Source organism: Streptococcus porcorum, from assembly GCF_053203725.1.
The window spans coordinates 86,564-105,334 of the sequence record NZ_JBRUDG010000002.1 but is presented as its reverse complement, the minus strand read 5'-3'; the positions used below and the strand labels follow the sequence as shown (position 1 = coordinate 105,334).

16 protein-coding genes, 3 tRNA genes and 1 other annotated feature are annotated in these 18,771 nt (G+C 36.5%); of the genes, 8 read left to right on the top strand and 11 right to left on the bottom strand.

Annotation, left to right across the window (positions count from 1 at the left end):
- Window positions 1-32 precede the first annotated feature (32 nt).
- The 5 genes from ACVRWY_RS01080 to ACVRWY_RS01060 all read right to left on the bottom strand — a co-directional run bounded on the left by ACVRWY_RS01080 (window position 33) and on the right by ACVRWY_RS01060 (window position 5,338).
- Window positions 33-236 carry a DUF951 domain-containing protein gene (locus ACVRWY_RS01080; RefSeq protein WP_354367101.1) on the bottom strand — a complete coding sequence of 68 codons (204 nt, stop codon included), beginning with the start codon at window positions 234-236 and terminating at the stop codon, window positions 33-35.
- 132 nt (window positions 237-368) lie between these two features.
- Window positions 369-1,505, bottom strand: a complete 1,137-nt coding sequence (gene dnaN / locus ACVRWY_RS01075; protein WP_354367103.1) for a DNA polymerase III subunit beta — start codon at window positions 1,503-1,505, stop codon at window positions 369-371.
- Window positions 1,506-1,646: 141 nt separating this feature from the next.
- Complete coding sequence (gene dnaA / locus ACVRWY_RS01070; RefSeq protein ID WP_354367105.1) at window positions 1,647-2,999, bottom strand: chromosomal replication initiator protein DnaA; 1,353 nt, start codon at window positions 2,997-2,999, stop codon at window positions 1,647-1,649.
- A 199-nt stretch (window positions 3,000-3,198) separates the two neighbouring features.
- The gene (locus tag ACVRWY_RS01065) at window positions 3,199-3,990 is read right to left on the bottom strand and encodes a ParB/RepB/Spo0J family partition protein (protein WP_522732348.1); all 792 of its coding nucleotides are present in this window, start codon (window positions 3,988-3,990) and stop codon (window positions 3,199-3,201) included.
- A 115-nt stretch (window positions 3,991-4,105) separates the two neighbouring features.
- The gene (locus ACVRWY_RS01060; protein WP_354367109.1) at window positions 4,106-5,338 is read right to left on the bottom strand and encodes a S1C family serine protease; all 1,233 of its coding nucleotides are present in this window, start codon (window positions 5,336-5,338) and stop codon (window positions 4,106-4,108) included.
- 203 nt (window positions 5,339-5,541) lie between these two features.
- Here ACVRWY_RS01060 and rlmH point away from each other — a divergent pair, with 203 nt between their 5' ends.
- Window positions 5,542-6,021 carry a 23S rRNA (pseudouridine(1915)-N(3))-methyltransferase RlmH gene (rlmH, locus tag ACVRWY_RS01055; protein ID WP_354367111.1) on the top strand — a complete coding sequence of 160 codons (480 nt, stop codon included), beginning with the start codon at window positions 5,542-5,544 and terminating at the stop codon, window positions 6,019-6,021.
- Between the two features lie 28 nt (window positions 6,022-6,049).
- Window positions 6,050-6,724 carry a YoaK family protein gene (locus ACVRWY_RS01050; RefSeq protein ID WP_354367113.1) on the top strand — a complete coding sequence of 225 codons (675 nt, stop codon included), beginning with the start codon at window positions 6,050-6,052 and terminating at the stop codon, window positions 6,722-6,724.
- Between the two features lie 11 nt (window positions 6,725-6,735).
- Here ACVRWY_RS01050 and ACVRWY_RS01045 read toward each other — a convergent pair.
- Window positions 6,736-6,809 (bottom strand) — tRNA-Arg (locus tag ACVRWY_RS01045).
- 140 nt (window positions 6,810-6,949) lie between these two features.
- Here ACVRWY_RS01045 and ACVRWY_RS01040 point away from each other — a divergent pair.
- Window positions 6,950-7,021: transfer RNA gene (locus ACVRWY_RS01040), tRNA-Glu, on the top strand.
- A gap of 5 nt (window positions 7,022-7,026) precedes the next feature.
- Window positions 7,027-7,100: transfer RNA gene (locus ACVRWY_RS01035), tRNA-Asn, on the top strand.
- A gap of 170 nt (window positions 7,101-7,270) precedes the next feature.
- On the opposite strand, the gene ACVRWY_RS01030 is transcribed toward ACVRWY_RS01035, so the two are convergent.
- From ACVRWY_RS01030 to ACVRWY_RS01020, 3 genes are all read right to left on the bottom strand, one after another.
- Window positions 7,271-9,838 carry a YfhO family protein gene (locus tag ACVRWY_RS01030; RefSeq protein ID WP_354367115.1) on the bottom strand — a complete coding sequence of 856 codons (2,568 nt, stop codon included), beginning with the start codon at window positions 9,836-9,838 and terminating at the stop codon, window positions 7,271-7,273.
- Between the two features lie 50 nt (window positions 9,839-9,888).
- The gene (locus tag ACVRWY_RS01025; RefSeq protein WP_276761379.1) at window positions 9,889-11,508 is read right to left on the bottom strand and encodes an ATP-binding cassette domain-containing protein; all 1,620 of its coding nucleotides are present in this window, start codon (window positions 11,506-11,508) and stop codon (window positions 9,889-9,891) included.
- Between the two features lie 73 nt (window positions 11,509-11,581).
- Window positions 11,582-12,451, bottom strand: coding sequence for a YitT family protein (locus tag ACVRWY_RS01020; RefSeq protein ID WP_354367118.1), 870 nt, complete (start codon window positions 12,449-12,451; stop codon window positions 11,582-11,584).
- A gap of 114 nt (window positions 12,452-12,565) precedes the next feature.
- Window positions 12,566-12,790, top strand: a binding site (T-box leader).
- A gap of 49 nt (window positions 12,791-12,839) precedes the next feature.
- On the opposite strand from ACVRWY_RS01020, the gene trpS reads away from it, so the two are divergent.
- From trpS to ACVRWY_RS01000, 4 genes are all read left to right on the top strand, one after another.
- A complete protein-coding gene (trpS, locus tag ACVRWY_RS01015; RefSeq protein ID WP_354367120.1) occupies window positions 12,840-13,862 on the top strand; it encodes a tryptophan--tRNA ligase in 1,023 nt (340 codons plus the stop codon).
- Between the two features lie 114 nt (window positions 13,863-13,976).
- Window positions 13,977-15,458, top strand: a complete 1,482-nt coding sequence (gene guaB, locus ACVRWY_RS01010; protein ID WP_276761371.1) for an IMP dehydrogenase — start codon at window positions 13,977-13,979, stop codon at window positions 15,456-15,458.
- Between the two features lie 92 nt (window positions 15,459-15,550).
- A complete protein-coding gene (locus ACVRWY_RS01005) occupies window positions 15,551-16,237 on the top strand; it encodes a helix-turn-helix domain-containing protein (RefSeq protein ID WP_354367122.1) in 687 nt (228 codons plus the stop codon).
- A gap of 144 nt (window positions 16,238-16,381) precedes the next feature.
- Window positions 16,382-17,251, top strand: a complete 870-nt coding sequence (locus ACVRWY_RS01000) for a GRP family sugar transporter (protein WP_354367124.1) — start codon at window positions 16,382-16,384, stop codon at window positions 17,249-17,251.
- Window positions 17,252-17,266: 15 nt separating this feature from the next.
- Here the strand turns inward: ACVRWY_RS01000 and recF are convergent, their stop codons facing one another.
- Complete coding sequence (gene recF / locus ACVRWY_RS00995; protein ID WP_354367125.1) at window positions 17,267-18,364, bottom strand: DNA replication/repair protein RecF; 1,098 nt, start codon at window positions 18,362-18,364, stop codon at window positions 17,267-17,269.
- A 2-nt stretch (window positions 18,365-18,366) separates the two neighbouring features.
- Window positions 18,367-18,759 (bottom strand): S4 domain-containing protein YaaA, encoded by a 393-nt coding sequence (yaaA, locus tag ACVRWY_RS00990; RefSeq protein ID WP_354367126.1) that lies wholly within the window; start codon window positions 18,757-18,759, stop codon window positions 18,367-18,369.
- Window positions 18,760-18,771 lie beyond the last annotated feature (12 nt).

Sequence of the window (18,771 nt, the reverse complement as noted above, 5' to 3'; positions counted from 1 at the left end):
AAGCTCGAATTTGTCGAGCTAACCGCTTACAACTAGACTTCGCTTGGCAGAACCTTCTTCATCTTCCTCTCAAAATCATATCGACTCATCATCACCACATGGTCACAATTGGTACAGCGAATTTTGATATCCGCTCCTAGACGGATAACCTCCCATTTATTAGCCTTCTTACCAGTTGATTTGATCACACAGGCATGGGGCTTTTTCATCTCAACAAAGGATCCCACTTGGTACATACTCCACTCCTTATCTCTTTTTTGTCATTATATCAAAAAAATACCCAGTCAGAAAGCTGGGCATTTAGGAGATTTATGAAAAAGAAAAGTTTTAGGATGCTCATAGTATAAAGTATGAGACTTAAACTTATCTTAATTCGTACGGACTGGTGTAATCAATTGAATAAAGTTTTCGCTATCATCTCCTGGCGTTAAGGTAAAAGGACGAACTGGTGAAACAAATTGGACACGGACCGTATCACTCTTTAAAGCCTTGAGAGCTTCAATCAAGTAAGTTGGATTAAAGCTAATAAAGAGATCTTCTCCAACAAGATGCTCGGTATCAATTTCTTCGTTTACCTTTCCAACTTCTGGTGAGTTAACATGGGCGCTAACAAGCCCTGAGTTAATCTCTAACTTGACGGTACCATTTTGAGTCGCATTTGAAATTAAGTAAGCACGTTCCATCGCTTGACGAAGAGCTTGAGTTTTAAAAATAATCTCTGTTTCAAATTGATTCATCAAAAGACGATCAGTATCTGGATAATTCCCTTCAAGAAGACGAGTGTAAAAACTAATATTTTCACTTCTAAACAACATTTGATTATTTGATAAAAATACCTCGACACTTTCAATATCATCCGTAAAAACAGCAGAAAATTCACGAAGAGATTTACTTGGAATGACAACATCAAAATCATCTGTCATTTTATCTAAAGTCAATTTGCGCTGGCTCATACGATGCGAGTCTGTTGCAACTGCTTTAAATTCTTTATTTTGGCTTAAGACAAGATGAACCCCTGTCAAAATAGGACGACTTTCTTGGGTACTAGCAGCAAAAGCCGTTTCTGAAATTAAACTTTTTAATAATTTTGTTTCTAATACCAAAGGTTTGGAAGCAGCAACTTCTTGAATACGGGGATAATGTTCAACATCTTTTCCTTTTAGGGTAATTTCTGATTTACCACTTGTTAAAACAATTTGTTGTTGTTCTATTTCTTTAAAATCAATATTAACATCTGGCAAACTTGAAACAATGTTAATGAAAAAACTTGCCTCTAATAAGATACTTCCGACAGAGGTGATTAATAGGCCTGCATTTTGATTAGAGGTTGAAATAAAGTTTTCAATAGAAATTTGTCCATTTGAGCCTGTTAAGGTAATCCCATTAGGGTTTACTTCAATTTTGATTGTAGATAAGATAGGAATTGCATTTTTGCTACTAATGGCACGTTTGGTCGCATTTAAGGCTTGAAGAAATAGATTTTTATTGATAGAAAATTGAATCATGTGGAAATCCTTTATAAATTAGTATAGTAATAGTAGTAATAGTAGGTCTTGTGGAAACTGTGGAAAAATAAGAAAAGGAAAGGCCACTTCTAGCTTAGAAGTTGTGCACAGGTTGTGGATAAGTGTGAATAACTGTCCACATCAGAGAATTTTATTTTTCAAATTTTCAATTTCTAAACGCAGACCATCATCTTTTTCAATCATGTTTTTGATTTTATTATAAGCATGAAGAACTGTAGAGTGGTCTCTTCCTCCGAATGCTTTACCGATTTTAGGAAGGCTACTATCTGTTAGTTCGCGAGATAGGAACATGGCTACTTGTCTAGCTAGAACAATATCTTGATTTCGCTTAGTTGCTTTGATTTCACGGACGGTAACGCTATAAAATTTTCCGACTTCTTCTTGAATCGCTTCTATAGATATAGAGCTGGTTTTAGCTCGATCATTTTTTCGAGCTCGAATCGCTTCTGAAACGGTATCAATGGAGATAAGATCCAACTGTTTCACATTTGCAACTAAATTAATATCTTTGAGTGCGCCTTCCAATTCTCGGACATTGGAGTGAAATTGTGTCGCTAAATATTTAATCGTCTCAATTGGGAATTCGTAAGGGTATTCTTTAACTTTATCAATTAAAATGGCAACCCTTGTTTCAAAATCTGGAGGGGTAATATCAATAGTTAACCCCCAACTAAAGCGCGTGATGATACGATCTTGTAAGTCTTTTAGTTCATCAGGTGTACGATCACTGGTTAGAACAATCTGCTTGTTGGCTTTATGTAGAGCATCAAAAGTATGGAAGAACTCCTCTTGGGTTCCTGAGAGATTGCGCCTTGCCAGGAATTGGATATCATCGATGAGTAAAAGGTCTAATGTTCGAAATTTTTCTTGGAAGCCTTTCCCCTCATTTTGTCGCATATGTCTCGTGAATTCATTCAAAAAGTCTTCAGCAGTGATGTATTTTAAGCGCGTGTTGGGATTATTTTCTAAGATCGTGTTCCCAATAGCATTGAGTAGATGGGTTTTTCCTAAACCAGGTCCACCATAGATAAATAGTGGATTGTAGGTTCCACCTGGGTCTTGTGCGACTGCGATGGAGGCACTTAAAGCCCATTCATTTCCTTTTCCTCGAATAAAATTATCAAAAGTGTATTGGCTTTTGAGATTAGATTCGACATCAGCTACGGCTGGTTTAGCAAGATTTGCAGAAGGAAGCGCCTCATCTTTTTTTGTTTCTGGAAGTTCATTTTTTAGGACATAGTGGTCAGTGATTTTTAAATCGAAAACTTCAAAACCAGCCGTTAATATAATGTCACTTAGATTTTTTTCAAGGAAGAGCCTCCTATCACTATCTGGAATGACAATAATGGCTATTTGATCTTCAATACTATGAAGATTAATATCTGTTAAATAGTACTCAAAAGCACCACGTGTTAATCTGCTTTCGGCTAATTCAAGAACCCTATTCCAAAAAATGCGTTCATTTTCTGTCATAGTAAACTCCTGTGAAGAATTGTTGATAACTTATTGTATCATAAAGCCAGATAGTTTTCCACAAGTATTTCAATAAAATCCACAGTGTTAAAAAAAGTTATCCACAAAATGTGGATAACGTAAAAACATTGTTATTACAGTAAACTTTTGAATGAATACCTGTGTATAAGTTTGTCAGTGATTTTTTCTTACGCACAAGTTATTTTAACTTGTTAATAATTCTGTTGAATTCTTCGAAGTTATGGTAGGATAATATAATTTTTCCCTTCTGATTACTTTTGGCTTTAATCTGTACGGTTAATCCAAGTTCTTTTTTTAATTCTTCTTCCCAGTGATTGAGATGCGGGTCAGTATTTTTATTTTTGGGAGTTGTATTTTTTTGTTTTTTTAGCTGTTTTTCTAAGTCTCTAACACTCCACCCTTGTTTTTGAATTTGTTCAAATAGCTCAGCCTGCTGTTTAGGGTCAAGTTTAATGAGAAGACGTGCATGCCCAGGGCTAATGCTTTTATTTTCCAAAGCTTTTTGGATAGCTGGGGGGAGCTTCATTAAACGTAAGCTATTTGAAATATAAGGACGTGATTTCCCCATTTGTTTAGCAATGTCATCATGGGTTAGACCAGAATTTTTTAGTTGCAAATAGGCTTTCGCCTCTTCGATGGGATTTAAATTAGATCGTTGCAGATTTTCGACGATAGCTTGTTGTTGACTTTCCTGAGATGTAATATTTTTGATGATAGCTGGAATATAAGTTAAGCCAGCTAATGCAGAAGCTCGTAATCGACGTTCTCCAGCAATTAATTCAAATCCATAAATTTCAGATTTTCTAACAATTATTGGCTGGATAATGCCATTTTCTTTGATTGAGTCAGTAAGTTCTTCAAGTTCAATAGCATCAAATTCTCTTCTTGGTTGATAGGGATTCGGGAGAATATCTGTTATCAGAATAGACTGAAATTCCTCCATATTTAAGTTCTCCTTATAGTCATTTATATCTGCAAAAATAGAGTGGTTTATCCTATTGATCAAATGAGGTAAACCACTCCAGGTCAATATAGTCTGTGCTTGTTAGGCGATAGACTATTGTTAAAATGTACCGGTCTAATGTTTAGTTACTGCTGTTTGTTGTTTGTAAATCTTTTGTTGATTTTTCCAGTTGAATTTTGGCTGTCTTTTTCTCTTGTCCTCTATAGTAAGTAATCTCTAGTTCATCACCAATGTTATGCTTATATAGAATACTTTGAAGATCACTTATACTAGTTACTTCTTCCCCGTCAATAGAAACAATAACATCATTTGCTTCTAATTTCCCACTAGCAGGCATATTGTCTTGAGTATTAACCACTACAACACCAGTAGTAATCTCTCCTGGAAGAGATAATTTTTCAAGATAAGTTGTTGATAGTTGACTGAGATCTAACATGGTAATTCCTAAAGCTGGACGCTCTACACTACCATTTTGCTCCAGTTGATTAATAATAGAGACGACATCGTTAGAGGGAATAGCAAAGCCCATCCCTTCTACAGAAACACTATCTGTTAGGGAACCGCTCGCAGAGATTTTACTAGAGTTTATCCCAATGACCTGTCCTTTAATATTGATGAGAGGGCCACCTGAATTACCAGGGTTGATGGCAGCATCTGTTTGAATGGCATTGGTTGAAATCGTTTCTCCGTCTTCGTTTTGAGAAGTAACAGTACGGCTTAGACTAGAAACAATCCCTTCGGTAACAGAATTGGCATACTCACTTCCTAGAGGACTTCCAATAGCAATAGCTGGTTCTCCAACATTCAGTTTATCAGAGTCAGCAAACTCTGCAGTACTTGTGACCTTATCTGAGCTAATTTTAACAACTGCTAGATCTGAGTAGGTGTCAGCTCCTACTAGTTGGCCCACTACTTTGCTACCGTCAGACAGCATGATTTCGATTTTTTCAGCTCCGCTAATAACATGGTTATTGGTTACAATATAGGCTTCATTGCCTGATTTTTTATAAATGACTCCGGACCCCTCGCTTGAAATATCAGCTTCTTGTTGATCACTATTAGATTTGGAATTTTCCTGTCCAAAAATTTGACTATATAGAGAGTCAAGTTCACTCGTGTTGGTATTTGTTTGATAGCTAATCACTGAGACGACAGCATTCTGTACTTTTTTTACGGCTTCAGTTGTAGAGGTTTCAGTATTATAGGTCACCTTACTAGTTGTGACTTGATTAGCAAGACTACTAGATTGTGTACCATTTAAAATAGCTACCGCTAAGAACGCGCCACATCCACCAGCAGCAACTAAACTGAGTAAAAATTTTCCTTGTCCTTTTTTTAAGGGGTTCAATTTCATGAGATATCCTCCACTATTTTTTAGTAAGCATACGCCCTAAAACTTAAGGGAAGCTTAAACTGTTTACAAAAAGTTATCCACAAGTTGTGGATAAGAAAGATTATCTCAAAAAAATACGGAAATATCAAGGTTTTAGAGGGACAATTCAGATTTTTTTGTGGATAACCTGTTAAAGTTAATGTGGATATGTTACAATAAAACGTATGAAAGTAAAACTTATCACAGTAGGACGTTTAAAAGAAAAATATTTAAAATTAGGAATAGCGGAGTATGCCAAACGTTTGAGTCGCTTCACTAAACTAGAGCAGATTGAGCTACCAGATGAAAAAATATCAGATACAGCTTCCGATGCAGAAAAGCAACAGATATTAAGTAAAGAGGGTGCTCGTATCTTAGATAAAATTGGAGAACGAGATTATATTATTGTTTTAGCTATTGAAGGAAAAGAGCTCGATTCAAAAGAGTTGAGTCAAAAGTTGTTAGCTGCGACAGTTCAAGGGTATTCTACGTTAACTTTTATTATAGGGGGGAGTTTAGGATTGGATCAAAGAGTGAAAGATTGTGCCCATTTGCAAGTGAGCTTTGGGCGGATGACCCTCCCTCATCAGTTGATGAAGCTAGTGTTAATTGAACAAATTTATCGTTCCTTTATGATTCAACAAGGTAGTCCTTATCATAAATAGTTGCAAATATTAGACAAAAGGAAATAGTATGAATTCGACTAATACTCATCGAATGTTTGAAGGGATAAGGGTGGCTACCCTAGTCACATTTATCAGCGGTTTTGTTAATAGTTTCACTTTTGCAACACAAGAAGGAAGATTTGCGGGAGTGCAAACTGGTAATTTGATTTATATGATGATTCGTTTAGCTGAAGGAAAGTACGCTGAAAGTTTTAGTTATATCTTACCTATTTTATTTTTTATTTTAGGACAGTCTTTTGTGTATTTTGGAAGACGTTGGGCACAAAAAAAAGGCTATCATTGGCATTTCTTAGGAAGTTTTTTTCTATTAATTTTGATGTTATTGATTGCATTTAGCAGTCCTATTGTGTCTTCAAATGTTACTCTGGCAGGTTTGGCGTTTTTTGCCTCCATTCAGCTTGATACTTTTAAAAAAATTAGGGGAGTGGCTTATGCTAATGTTATGATGACAGGGAATATGAAAAATGTTGCCTGGATGTTAACAAAAGCCCTTGCAGAAAAAGACCATCAATTGTTAAAGAAATCATTATATACCGTTTGGATTTTGATTAGTTTTATGATTGGTGTTTTTTTAGCCAAGGTGACTAGTGATTATTGGCAAGAGTATGCTCTGTATTTGGTTATTTTACCATTAGTGTTAATCAACTGGTTACTGGCAACAGAAAAACCTCATCAAAATTGATGAGGTTTTTTTGATTCCAGCAGGATTCGAACCTGCGACCGTTCGCTTAGAAGGCGAATGCTCTATCCAGCTGAGCTATGGAACCACTTTATCAACTCCTCCATTCTATCAAAAATAAGGAGTTTTTGTCAATAAGAAAATATTACGAGAAAAAGTATAAGAGAGCTAGACAAAAACAAATGTTATGGTATAATAGCTTATAAGTTATTTGTTATCCCTAAAATTGGTCCGTTGGTCAAGGGGTTAAGACACCGCCTTTTCACGGCGGTAACACGGGTTCGAATCCCGTACGGACTATAATTTCCGGCATAGCTCAGTTGGTAGTAGCGCATGACTGTTAATCATGATGTCGCAGGTTCGAGTCCTGCTGCCGGAGTGATAAGACATCAAAGAAACCTTAACCTTAGTAATAAGGTTTTTTTGATTAAGGGAATTAGTTTCTCCTGCCATCTAAAAGTTAATAAAAGAAAAAAATCGGACATTATTTCAAGTAATATCCGATTTTTTAGTAGCTATCAGTTAGCAAGAAGAGAGTTTTATTATATTTTAATCTTTTTTTATTGGTCTATAAAAGTAAGCGTAGCTTAAGTAAAGGCTAAGTCCAGCTAGTGAGCACAGTAGTCCGATATTAAAACCATCTGGAATAAAAATTAATGTTACCTCCCCTTTACCTTTAGTGATATCAACTGCCATAAATCCTTTTTGAGCTTTTCTAATCGGTATCTCTTTATTATTTTGATAGGCCTTCCAACCTTTGTCATAAGGAAGAGTTAAAAATAACGAGGTGTCTTTATTACTATCATACTTGATGACAACTTTATTGCCTTTTTCTTGTACTGAAACAGGTGCTGTAGACAGTTTTTCGATAGCTTCGGTATAATAGTCTAAATTTAAAGCATAGAAATTTGGAGGATTAAAACTTATCTCCTTATTCCCTGAAAATTGGAAGGTGACAGCTAATGTTTGTGCTTCTTTGTTATAGCCAATATTAAAAAATGAGTAGGCATTGTCAGTGACCATATTAGTCGTTTTATGATTAACAGTGATTTGGACATTATTTTGATCATCATTTTCAAAAGTGATATTAGGCATGCTAACATATATTTGGCTATTTTGAGGTGTAGTAAGGAGATAGGTTATTTGGGTTTTTCCATTAACCTCCTTAACAGTTACTTTTTGTCCAAGTTGTGTATTTTGACTGATTGGTGAATAGGATAGACGTGTAAAATAATTGTAGTTTAGTCCCGTTAGATTATTAAGGAGATTGGTTTGATTATCTAAGGTATTAATAGTGAAATCGCTATCTTTATATACGCTGTTTGTCAAGATGGCAAGCTGTGTTGAAAAACGATTTTCATAAAGGCTCATCTCATCGACTGTTTTGACTTGCTCAAAGCCATATTTATCTGGATTTGCTTGAGATAGATTATACTTAATACCAAAGAGACTGTCAGCAATAAGCGTGTTATTTTGATAGCGTAAATTTAAATTAGTTCCATCTGATCGAAAACCTAAGCGATCTAGTTGGCTACTTGAGGCGCGATTACGAATAGATGAAAATTGAGAAATGCCATTATAAGCAAATTTCATACTATCATTTCCTGTTTGTGGTAAAAGTCGTTCCATTCTGAAAAAGGTTGATGTGTTTTCGTTTGCAAAGTTGACAAGACTGTCAATGGCAGTGAGGTTTTTAGTATAGCCTTCTCTAGAGGGAAAGTTCCATTCAGTTGATAAACCTTTGACGTAATAGAAACTATTTAAACTGACTTCTAAAATCATGAAGAAAGAGAGAAATAATTTAAACCACTGACTGTCAATGTAATTTTTAATTAGACTAAATAAAATGATAAAGTAGGCCAATAGGAGGCTACCTGTTAGCATAAAGTTGGCAGACGTTAGAAATGGATAATGGTCTGAGTAAAAGAAGGTAAGTCCAAATCCTATCGCTAAAAATAAAAAACTAGGGGTTATCAGTTTCAGTGTCCATTGACTTGTTCTTGACAAGGTTTCTGCGGACATGTAAATCAAAATAAAAGAGAAAACCCAAGCATAGCGGTGAAGGAACATATTTGGTGCGTGCATTCCTTGCCAAAAGAGATCAAGAGGCTCTAAGTAAAAGCTGGCAATAAGAATAATCAGTAATATGCCATAGGATAATTTGACAGACCACTTAATAGATGGAAGGAAAAAGAAAATCAGGCTGAGAGTCAGTGGAAGAAGACCGACCGCTATCATGGGTAGGGCATGGAATTGAGTAGTGTCATAAGCACCAACCATATTTTTTGCAAAAATATCTAGCCACCAAGCATCTTCAGAAAGCCAGTTTGTAAAGGTATCAAAGGTTTCCCCGTGGGTTTTTAAATCAAGATAAGTAGGAAGTAGCATAACCATACTTGACAAGGTTGACAAGATGGAAACAATAGAGAAATCTAAGAATCTCTTGATACGATGTTTGAAATCCCAAGAGGACTGCGCAAAGAACCATAGGAGTAAAAATAGAGCTGTCATAAATCCAAAATAGTAATTTTGGATAAACAGTATGGTTAAAGTAGCGTAGTAAAGTAAGGTTCCTTCCTTGTTAATCAGACGATGCAATCCTAATAGAATAAGTGGAATTAGAATGAAGACATCTAACCACTTGTTCAGTTCAAGCTGACTGGTTAAAAAGCTCATTAAAGCAAGGGACGTAGAGAGGACTAGAGTAAACGATCGTTCTAGCTTATTGTAAACTTTGTGTAAACTAAAGTAACTAGAGAGTCCAATGAGCCCAAATTTTAGAAGAGTAAAGAGATAAACGGCATCAGGCATTGAGGATTTATCAAAAAAATAGGTCAAGGGAGAAAAGAAACTCCCCAAATAATAACTCATGAGAGCATAAAAATTTAATCCTAGTCCACTTGTAAAACTGTAAAATAGACTATCTTTTCCATGTAAAATATCTCTAAGAGTAGTGTCAAAGATGACATATTGATGAAAACCATCACTAGCTAATATAGTTGTCTCACTTCCCCAGGTGATATCAAAAGATAAGAGGACTCCAAACATAATGAGGATTGGAAAAAGAAAACTCATTAAATAGAAAATGATATTACGGTACTTTGTAAAAAAAGTCATGTGGTCTCCTTATGGCTATCAGTGTAAAAATAAAAAGCGTTGGACGCTTTTTATTTCCAAAGTTCCTGAACTTTCGCCTGAACTTCAGCATTTTCTAAGAATTCATCATAGGTTTCATCAATACGGTCAATCACGCCATTTTTTGAAATAACAATGATATGATTAGCTAGGGTTTGAATGAATTCATGGTCATGACTGGCAAAGATAATCGACTCTTTGAAGGCTTTTAGACCGTCGTTAAGACTTGAAATAGATTCCAAATCTAAGTGGTTGGTCGGATCATCAAGCACAAGTACATTTGATTTTAGAAGCATGAGTTTTGATAACATTACGCGCACTTTTTCTCCTCCTGACAAGACGTTGACAGACTTGTTAACCTCATCACCAGAAAAGAGCATACGACCTAAGAAGCCACGAAGGAAAGTGTTGTCGTCTTCTTCTTTACTTGCAAATTGACGCAACCAGTCCAGGATAGACTCCCCGCTTGCAAAGTCTCGACTATTATCTTTAGGTAGGTATGACTGGCTAGTGGTGACGCCCCATTTGATGGTTCCTTCATATTCGATATCCCCCATAAGCGCACGAATAAGAGCTGTGGTTTGGATATCGTTTTGTCCAATAAGGGCAGTCTTGTCTCCTGGACGTAGGATGAAGCTAATATTATCTAAGATGACTTCTCCATCGATAGTGACTTTCAGATTTTCAACAGTGAGGAGGTCATTTCCCATCTCGCGTTCTGCTTTAAAGTTAATAAAAGGATACTTACGGCTAGAAGGAATAATTTCTTCTAATTCAATTTTATCCAGCATTTTTTTACGAGAAGTTGCTTGTTTAGATTTAGAAGCATTAGCAGAGAAACGTGCAACAAATTCTTGTAACTCTTTGATCTTTTCTTCTGCTTTTGCATTTCGGTCTGCTTGAAGTTTTGCTGCAAGCTCACTAGATTGTTTCCAGAAATCATAGTTTCCGACAAAGATTTTAATTTTTCCAAAATCAAGGTCAGCCATATGGGTACAAACTTTGTTGAGGAAATGACGGTCGTGTGAAACAACGATAACGGTATTTTCAAAGTCGATTAAGAAATCTTCTAACCAATTGATAGACTGAATATCAAGACCGTTAGTAGGCTCGTCAAGTAAGAGAACATCAGGTTTACCAAAAAGTGCTTTAGCTAAAAGGACTTTAACCTTATCTCCGTTTGTTAACTCACTCATATTTTGGTAGTGGAGATCTTCGGAGATGTTTAGATTTTGTAAAAGCTGCGCAGCCTCGCTTTCTGCCTCCCAGCCACCGAGTTCAGCAAAAATTCCTTCTAATTCAGCTGCACGAACACCATCTTCTTCAGAGAAATCAGGTTTCATGTAAATGTCGTCTTTTTCCTTCATGACTCTGTAAAGCTCATCATTTCCCATAATAACGACATCAATAGCACGTTCATCCTCATAGTCAAAGTGATTTTGACGTAAGACAGATAAGCGCTCGTTAGGTCCAAGTGAGACATGACCAGTTGTGGGTTCAATATCACCTGCTAAAATTTTAAGAAAAGTTGACTTCCCTGCACCGTTAGCACCAATAAGGCCATAGGTGTTTCCTGCTGTAAATTTGATGTTGACATCATCAAAAAGTTTACGGTCGCTAAAACGTAGCGATACGTCTGATACTGTAAGCAATGTGAATACCTCGTTTATATATAGTCACTCTCATTTTACAGGAAAAAAGCCCCTTTTTCAAGCTATTGGGGTTTTACATAGGAGGGATAAGGTCATCTTCCTTGAGTTGGTGTTGTTTAGTGAGGCTAAATCCGCGTCCCATGACCTGTGTTGCAGGGACAACGATAATAAAGGCGGTCTCATCAAGTTTAAGAATTTCTTTTTGTAGTTTTGGAAATTCAAGACTAGAGATAGTTGTCATGAGCATGAGTCTCTCTTGTCCTGTATAACCTCCTAAAATAGGAATTTCCGTTACGCCTCGATCAAGATCAGTCGTAATATGGTTTTTGATTTTCTGGTGTTGTTGAGAGACAATCATGACATTTTTAGAAGATTGGAATCCAGAAGTAACAATATCAACCACATAACTAATCGTTAAAAGAGAGAGAATAGAATACAGAACAGTATCTATATCAAAGGCAACTAGACCAGTTGCAACCACCAAACCATCAACAATCGTCATCACCACTCCTAATGATAAGGGACTATATTTATGGATGATTTGAGTGGGGATAGCTGTACCTCCTGTAGAGGAATTTCCTAAAAAAACCAGTCCCAATCCCACGCCTAATATAACTCCACCAAATAAGGCAGCAAGAAGGGGCTGATGCGTAAGAGTTGGTAACTTTTCTGTTAATTTAATGAAAATAGGGTAAATCCAAGCACCATAAAGTGTTTTTAATAAAGTAGTGCGCCCTAAAAAAATATAACAAAGGATCAGTAAAGGGATATTAGCTAGGAGTGCAAAATTACCAGGATTCCACCCAAATAATTTATTCATACTAATAGCGAGCCCGCCGATTCCACCTGATACAATATTGTTATCCATTAGCATAGTATTTAGTCCAGTAGCGGCTATTAGACAACCTATCGTGACAAGACTTAGATCTTTTAGTTTAGGCATATTGTTTCTCCTATCAAACATTTTTAACAAAACTATTATGAAGTATGAAACTAGTGCGGTCAAGTTAGAAATAGAATTGAGAGATATTTGACAAAAATCTGTAAATAGCGTAGAATGAATTTTAATCAGAAAAGTAGGTTTAATCAGCTTTCAGAGAGCTGGCGGTTGTTGTGAGCCAGTAGTTTGGTTGTTCTGAAATGGACTGGTAAAAAAGATGAAGAGAAACCATAATCTTCAGGTAGGCACCCCTTATCGTGCAATCCTTTTTTGAGGAATAGAGATAGTAGTTGAGCTACTAACTGAGGTGGTACCGTGTTATCAAGAAATAACGCCCTCACACAATTTTTTGTGTGGGGATTTTTTGTGTTATAAATGAAAAGGAGAAAAAATGACGAAACCCATTATCTTAACAGGTGATCGACCAACAGGAAAGTTACACATTGGCCACTATGTTGGCTCTTTGAAAAATCGTGTTTTGCTACAAAATCAAGACAAATATGACATGTTTGTTTTTCTCGCTGACCAACAAGCCCTCACAGACTATGCTAAAACACCAGACAAGGTCATTGAGTCAATTGGTAATGTTGCACTTGATTATCTTGCGGCAGGTCTTGATCCAGATAAAGTGACTATTTTTATTCAAAGCCAGATTCCAGAGTTGGCAGAGCTAACGATGTATTATATGAATTTGGTATCTTTAGCGCGTCTAGAGCGCAACCCAACGGTTAAGACAGAAATTGCTCAAAAAGGTTTTGGTGAATCAATTCCCACAGGATTTTTAGTTTATCCAATTTCTCAAGCAGCAGATATTACAGCTTTTAAGGCAAATTTTGTGCCTGTAGGGACAGACCAAAAACCTATGATTGAGCAAACGCGTGAGATTGTGCGTAGCTTTAATCATACTTATCAAACAGATGTTTTAGTGGAGCCAGAAGGAATTTTTCCTGAAAATGAAGCTGCAGGTCGCCTACCTGGTTTGGATGGAAATGCTAAGATGTCTAAATCTTTGAATAATGGTATTTATCTTGCTGACGATGCAGATACAGTAAGAAAAAAAGTGATGAGTATGTACACTGACCCAGACCATATCAGAGTAGAAGATCCAGGTAAGATTGAGGGGAATATGGTCTTTCATTACTTAGATGTTTTTGGCAGAGCAGAAGACCAAGATGAGATCGCTGCTATGAAGGAGCACTATCAAAGAGGTGGTTTAGGTGATGTGAAAACCAAGCGTTATCTTTTAGAGATTATGGAACGTGAGTTAGCCCCTATTCGTGAACGCCGTTTAGAATTTGCTAAAGATATGGGAGAGGTTTACCGTATGCTTGAAAAGGGGAGTCAAAAAGCTAGAGAAACAGCCTCTCAAACCTTGTCAGACGTCAAAGCAGCTATGGGGATTAACTATTTTTAAAATGATTTCTGAGCTGATATAGTAATAATGATTGACAAATCGTGTTAGAGTGTTATCATAGTAACAATAAAAAATAGGCGTTAAACGCTAAACTAAAGAAAAGAGGATTTTTTAATGTCAAATTGGGACACTAAATTTTTGAAAAAAGGTTACACCTTTGATGATGTATTACTTATTCCGGCTGAAAGTCATGTTCTTCCAAATGAAGTTGACATGTCAACCAAACTAGCTCCAAATTTGACACTGAATATTCCGATTATTACAGCAGCTATGGATACTGTTACAGACAGTAAGATGGCAATTGCCATTGCGCGTGCAGGTGGGCTTGGAGTTATCCATAAAAATATGTCCATTGCAGACCAGGCTGAAGAAGTTCGTAAAGTTAAGCGTTCAGAAAATGGTGTCATTATTGATCCATTCTTCTTAACGCCAAATAGTAAAGTATCTGAAGCTGAAGAATTGATGGAGCGTTACCGTATTAGTGGTGTTCCCATTGTTGAGACAATGGATAATCGTAAATTGGTAGGTATCATCACAAACCGTGACATGCGCTTTATCTCAGACTACAATAGTTTGATTTCAGAGCATATGACCAGTGAAAATCTAGTGACAGCACCTGTTGGGACAGATCTTGCGACAGCAGAGCGAATCTTGCACCAACACCGTATTGAAAAACTACCTTTAGTGGATGATAATGGTCGTCTTTCAGGTTTGATTACAATCAAAGATATTGAAAAAGTTATCGAATTTCCAAATGCGGCTAAAGATGAATTTGGTCGTCTCTTGGTGGCGGCTGCCGTGGGAGTGACATCTGACACATTTGATCGTGCAGAGGCCCTCTTTAATGCAGGTGCTGATGCTATTGTCATTGATACAGCACACGGTCACTCTGCGGGTGTTCTCCGTAAAATCGCTGAGATTCGTGCTACTTTCCCAGATAAAACTCTGATTGCTGGGAATATCGCAACTGCTGAGGGTGCTCGTGCCCTCTATGAAGCGGGTGTTGACGTGGTTAAAGTAGGGATTGGTCCTGGCTCAATTTGTACAACACGTGTCGTGGCTGGTGTCGGTGTTCCTCAAGTGACGGCTATCTATGATGCGGCAGCTGTTGCGCGTGAGTATGGAAAAACGATCATTGCTGATGGTGGGATTAAATATTCAGGAGATATTGTTAAAGCTTTAGCAGCTGGTGGAAATGCTGTTATGTTAGGTTCAATGTTTGCTGGTACAGATGAAGCACCAGGTGAAACAGAGATTTTCCAAGGTCGTAAATACAAGTCTTATCGTGGAATGGGCTCTATTGCAGCTATGAAAAAAGGGTCAAGCGATCGTTATTTCCAAGGTGCAGTGAATGAAGCCAATAAACTTGTTCCAGAAGGTATTGAAGGGCGTGTTGCTTATAAAGGTGCGGTATCTGATATTGTCTTCCAGTTGATTGGAGGTATTCGCTCAGGTATGGGTTACACAGGTGCTGCTAATCTTTCTGCTCTTCATGAACATGCTCAGTTTGTTGAGATGAGTGGGGCAGGTCTGATTGAAAGTCATCCACATGATGTACAAATTACCAACGAAGCTCCAAACTATTCCTTACACTAAGAGAGAAACTGTTACAGAGAAAGATCTGTAACAGTTTTTTTTTTTTTGTAAACAAAGTTGCGTTTTCGGAACTCTATTGATAAAATAGAAGTATGACAAATTATGGACAAGAATTTAAAGTTCTTAGAGAACTAAAAGGTTATTCGTTAACACAGGTTGCCAAGGGTGCTGATTTATCAAAATCTACACTTTCGCGTTTTGAAAATGGGGAAACTCAATTAGCTATTGACAAGTTTATTGCTGCTTTAGCGGCTATGGATTTGAGTTTGGCTGATTTTGAGCAACGTTCAGTGGGGAAAGGTACTATTTTATTGTTTGATGCTAGTAAGAGCTCAGAGGAAGATAGAAAAGATGAGGAGTCAGTTAATCAGGATTTGTTGGACCTGCAAACAGCATATGAGAAGAAAGATTTGATGCAGCTTCTTACTTTACATGAATGTTTTTCTGAAAGTGACGCTGATGAGAGGATTTTAAAAATACTAGCAAAATTATTCCTCTCTAAACTCAGCTTACACCTTTTATTGGCTGATGATGACCAAGCTTTTCTAGTCACTTATTTTTCTCAACATAAGGTGGATGGCGCTTTATTGTCAACTTTTTTTGAGCTTCTTGATGAAGTTTTACTGCTTGAAATTCTTGAAAGCCTCAATTATTCGGAGTTATCAGATCAACTGGGAATAGCCAAGTGGGTGGTCAAAGCTTTAAATGGATTTTTGGCTCAAGGTGATCTTTCAAATGCTGAAAAATTTGGAGTCATTTTAGAAGATTTATTGGGTTAAGAGATAAAAAAGAGATGATTTGTTTAAATGGGCAAGTTGAACAATTCATCTCTTTATTTTTGAGTAGTCATTTGATGAGACTTGCCAAAAAAATTAAAATAAGATAAACTATTACAGCTACTAATAATGAAGGGAGAAAAATAGATGGAGGGGATTTTATACGCCCTAATACCGATGTTAGCTTGGGGAAGTATTGGTTTTGCAAGTAATAAAATTGGGGGAACAGCTAACCAGCAAACATTTGGGATGACACTTGGAGCTTTATTTTTTGCTAGTATCGTGTTTGTTGTTGTTCGTCCGACAATGGACTGGACACTACTTTTATTTGGGATATTGGGAGGAATGCTATGGTCTTTGGGACAAAATGGACAATTTCATGCAATGAAATACATGGGCGTGTCTGTTGCTAACCCATTATCAAGTGGAGCTCAGTTATTATTTGGAAGCCTCATTGGCGTTTTTATTTTTGGGGAGTGGACCCGTCCGATACAATTTATTTTAGGTTTTATTGCGCTAGCTTTTTTACTATCAGGTATTTACTTTTCAAGTAAACGCGATGAGGAAATTAGTCAAACAGAAGGTCAGTTGACAGAGTTTTCAAAAGGCATTAGGGCTCTGACTTATTCAACGATTGGCTACCTTTCTTATGCTATTTTATTTAACAATATTATGAAATTTGATGCCTTATCAGTTGTTTTTCCAATGTCAATTGGGATGGTCCTTGGCGCAATGTTGTTGATGCGTTTTCAAATTAGTTTTGCACCAGTTGTTTTAAAAAATTCTTTTGTCGGAATTCTGTGGGGAATTGGGAATATTTTTATGTTACTTGCAGCAAAAACAGCAGGATTAGCAATTGCTTTTAGTTTTTCACAATTAGGAATGATTATTTCAATCATAGGTGGTATTTTATTTTTAGGTGAGACAAAAACAAAAAAAGAAGTCAAATGGACGATTATAGGTATCCTTTGTTTTGTTGTTGGAGCTGTCTTACTGGGTGTTGTCAAAGCACAATAAAAAAAGCTTGAGATTTCAAGCTTTTTTTTCTGTCAATTCCCCTTTTGTTACTGTAAAGATTTTTAAGTTACTTGGTAAATGATGTAAATGTTCTAAACTTGTTGTGGTGACAAAGGTTTGAACGTTTTTTTGGATGTTTTCAAGAAGTTTTAATTGACGAGTATTGTCAAGTTCACTCATGACATCGTCAAGTAAAAGAATGGGAGACTCTCCTGTTCCTTCTTTTATAATATCAATTTCAGCCATTTTGAGTGATAAAATAAGGCTACGATGTTGACCTTGACTACAGAAACTGGCATTGATGTCATTAATAAAAAAATCGATATCATCTCGATGAGGTCCGATTGAGGTATTTTTTTTGAAAATATCTCGTTGATGTTGTTTCTGCAAAGCTTGTAAGAATAAATTTTCTAGCTGATCAGTGTCTGAGAATGTAAAAGAGGGGAGGTAATTTATTTTTAGATTCTCAGTTTGGCTTGATAAGGAGTATTGATGTTCTCGAGCATAATGCTGAATAGTCGTGATAAACTCTAGTCGGTGTTTCATGACACGGCTTCCATAGTAGGATAATTGTTGATCAAGTACTGCAAGAAAGTCCTTGTCAACGTTGTCAACTGATTTTAAATAACTATTTCTTTGTTTGAGAACATGGTTATATTGGGCTAAAACTGATAGATATAGTGGTTTGATTTGTCCTAAATCAATATCCATAAATTTTCTTCTTAAGGCAGGAGAACCTTTTATTAGTTGCAGATCTTCAGGAGCAAAAAGAACAACCGTCATATTTCCGATGTAATCAGACAGTTTATTTTGTTTTAAGTGATTGACTTTAGTCACTCGCCCTTTTTGCGTTAGGGTAACTTCTAGAGGAATCTCTCCAGATTGCTTGGCTACGGTCCCAGAGACTGTCAGTTGTTTTTCCTGAAAGTGAATAAGCTCTTTGTCTTGCCTTGTTCGATGGCTACGTGTTAAGGATAAAAAGTAAATAGCTTCAAGTATGTTGGTTTTTCCTTGGGCATTTTTTCCGAGAAAAATATTTAGGTCAGGTGAGAAGTCTGTTTGGCAATGGTTATAGTTACGAAAGTTATTTAGAGTGATTGATGAAATCCACATAATTATATTCCAGGAAAGCGTATAGGTTTTTTCTGTTGAGTTTGGGTTGGATTTTTTCGAGATGGTGTTGTTTTTTTCTTAATTGCTTTCTTTTTATTTTCTTGATTGAGCTTTTTCACCAAGGCAGCGACGCGTGCTTTTTCATCCAATTCTTCTTGATGTTTAGCTTTTTCCTCAAGACTAGGTTCAATTAGGAGAATTTCAATGTCCAACTCAGGAATAGTAATACAATCGTTTAGGCGCAATTTTTTACCACGGCGTGTTTCTAAAGCCCCATTAAAATAAACATCATTTTCTGATAAGAAAGCCTTTATAGCCCCTCCACTTGGAATAATGCTAAGTTCTTTGAGAAGTGCTTGTAGAGTAATAAATTCATTAAATAATTTATATTGCATAACGATACCTCT